The organism is Staphylococcus sp. HMSC067F07 (assembly GCF_001837405.1).
Classification (GTDB): domain Bacteria; phylum Bacillota; class Bacilli; order Staphylococcales; family Staphylococcaceae; genus Staphylococcus; species Staphylococcus capitis.
This window is the reverse complement of sequence record NZ_KV832204.1, coordinates 1-2626: the sequence shown is the minus strand read 5'-3', so window position 1 is coordinate 2626 and position 2626 is coordinate 1. Positions and strand designations below refer to the sequence as shown.

Annotated in this window: 2 protein-coding genes; one reads left to right on the top strand and one right to left on the bottom strand. The window is 27.0% G+C overall.

Annotated features, from left to right (window positions below; all coding sequences use genetic code 11):
* Window positions 1-37: 37 nt before the first annotated feature.
* Window positions 38-805: a DUF536 domain-containing protein gene (locus HMPREF2706_RS00045; RefSeq protein WP_049399516.1), complete on the bottom strand. Its 768-nt coding sequence runs from the start codon at window positions 803-805 to the stop codon at window positions 38-40.
* Window positions 806-1245: 440 nt separating this feature from the next.
* Between HMPREF2706_RS00045 and HMPREF2706_RS00040 the strand changes: the two genes are divergently transcribed.
* Window positions 1246-2181, top strand: coding sequence for a replication initiator protein A (locus tag HMPREF2706_RS00040; RefSeq protein WP_049427221.1), 936 nt, complete (start codon window positions 1246-1248; stop codon window positions 2179-2181).
* Window positions 2182-2626: the final 445 nt, after the last annotated feature.

The following is a 2626-nucleotide window of genomic DNA, read 5'->3' as shown; positions in this document are numbered from 1 at the left end:
CGACAAGTTCATGAACTTGTCGTGTCTTTTTAATTGATTAGTTACCAAACAAACGACTCCAAAACCCCTTTTTAGGTGGTTCTATCTCCCTATTATTATCGGAAACACTCTTCGTTTCTTCAACGAACTTATCCTCTTTTGTTAATTCATCTTCATTTGTACTATCATTCTTTTTCTCTTCGGCTATATCCTTATGATTTACTTCTGTTGGTTGATGTTTTTTTTGTTGTTGGTTGATATTTTGAGATTCTTCAGTAAAAGTTGCTTCTTGCGGATTAATATTCTGTCTATTATTCGTCGCTGTATCAAAAGAATAATTAAGCTGTCTTTCTTCTTCTAATTGACTTTCTAGTTTTTGAATTTTTTTATTGCTTTCTAAAGCTAATATTTGTTGATTCTCCAACAATTTATTTAATGTATTAACATTACTATTTTGTTGATCTAATTGCTTAGTTAGATTCTCAATATATTTTTCATCATTTTTAGCTCTAGTTTCAAAGATTTCTATTTGCTTTTCTAATTCGTTTACTTTTGTTTTTAATGTCTCAGAACTATTTGAATTATTATATATATTCTTTTCTACTTTTGCAGTATTTTCATCAAACAATTCTTTTTTTACTGATCCTTTATTTTGGGTTGTACTCTCTTTCTTAGTGATTTTTTCTATAATTTTTAAACAATCATTATCATCAATATAATTAATTCCATTTTCTTTTTCAAAAGATATATTTAAACTTTTAGCATTATTAACAATAGTTTGTTTAGTTACACCTAATTCATCAGCAACCATTTTAATAGTTTTCATAATATCCACCCTTAGGTACCTAATTTAGTACCTAAATTTTACCACCTAATTAAATTCATTTCATCATTTACCACTAAATTTACTACCTATTAACTACCTAGATATCTAATTATCCTCTTATAAAATGTTTTTGTAGCTTAATTAGGTACTAAACTAATGAATTATACATTTTGTAATTGTAATGTGCTTTTAACTACATTTAAAACTCTTTATATACGCCATTAAAAGTGTTAATATTACTTTATGAATATTAAAAGAGTCGATGCTATTGGCGTAGCATCGACTCTCGGTAATAAAACGATTCGCACTCGTTTGTTTATATATTTTTTTGATACTTGTATTATATATATCTAATCATCTAAGTGCAAGCACAAAACATATAACTTACGTAAAAATTGTTTTATTACCTCAGTCCCAAAAATGGAAATGAGGTTTTTATTATGCCCAATTTTGAAAAATACAATTTATCACAAGTAAAAACTGAAAGGTTTTATCAACTGCCTAAATATTTATTTGAAGATGAATATTTTAAGAAAATGTCGGCGGAAGCAAAAATTATGTATGCATTATTAAAAGATCGCTTTGAATTATCCATCCAAAATGAATGGGTAGATAAAAATAATAACATATACTTTATTTTCAGTAATAAACATCTGTGCGAATACTTAGGTTATGCAGAACAAAAAATTATAAAATTGAAAAAAGAGTTAGTAAATTTTAATTTACTAACTCAAGAACGTGTTGGCCTTAATAAACCAAATAGATTATACCTATTAAAACCTAATTATGACATTAAAGCCAGTCGTACCAAGGAACTTCCAAATTCACAGTTCCAGAACAATGAATTTGGAAGTTCTAGAACTGTGAATTTAAGTGGTCAAGAACTTCCGAATTCACAGTCTAATGATACTAATTATAATGATACTGATTATATTAAGACTGAGAGTAATGATACGGATGATTTGAATGATAAGAAATTAACATATCCTAGTAATCATACAAATCATTCAAATCACGACAATTCAAACTTTAATAATGAGGCTTTAAAATTCCAATTACTCGAAGAACTACCACATAGTATTCAAAACTATCTAAGTAACTTTGAAATAGCTGAAATTAAAATTATCAAAACTGTATTACTAAAAGCCAAAACATCCTTCAACAATTCTATTGATGCATATTATTTATTAGAAGATATGGAATTTGAAATTGTTAATGTTCTTAAGCGTTTTAAAGCTACATTAATTCAAAAAAATGAAACCGTTGAAGCAATGCAAGGATACTTAATGAAATCTCTTAAGTCTGAATTCGCAGAAGTACATACGCTGAATAAGCGACGTGATCATTTACCCATTACATCTTTATTTAATCAATAATTCAATTTAATAGGCTAACAATGATCCAATTAGAGAGCATCTTTAAATAGATGTTCTCTTTTTTTATTAATAAGTGGTTGCTAAGGCAACCACTTAGACCAAACGAAAGGTAAAGGAGGAGATAACAAAATAACATCAATACAATGTCACAATACCACAATTTCACAACATAGCACGCTGCTATTAAAGAAAGGAGTATCATTCATTTAATAATGGCTCAAATAATGTTTCATAAGAAGAAAAATAAAATGATCATTTAGCGTTGTTTTAACTTTTAAAAATGGAAAAACATTAACCGTTTTTATATTTTTTAGCAATCTTTTGTAGTTATAAAAGTGACTTAGTAAAATCGTTTTTGCTATTTATTTTGTTAATGATCGGAAAGAAAAGGTTGTATTTATCGTTCCAAAGAATCAAAATGTGGATTCAATATAGGTAAAAAATA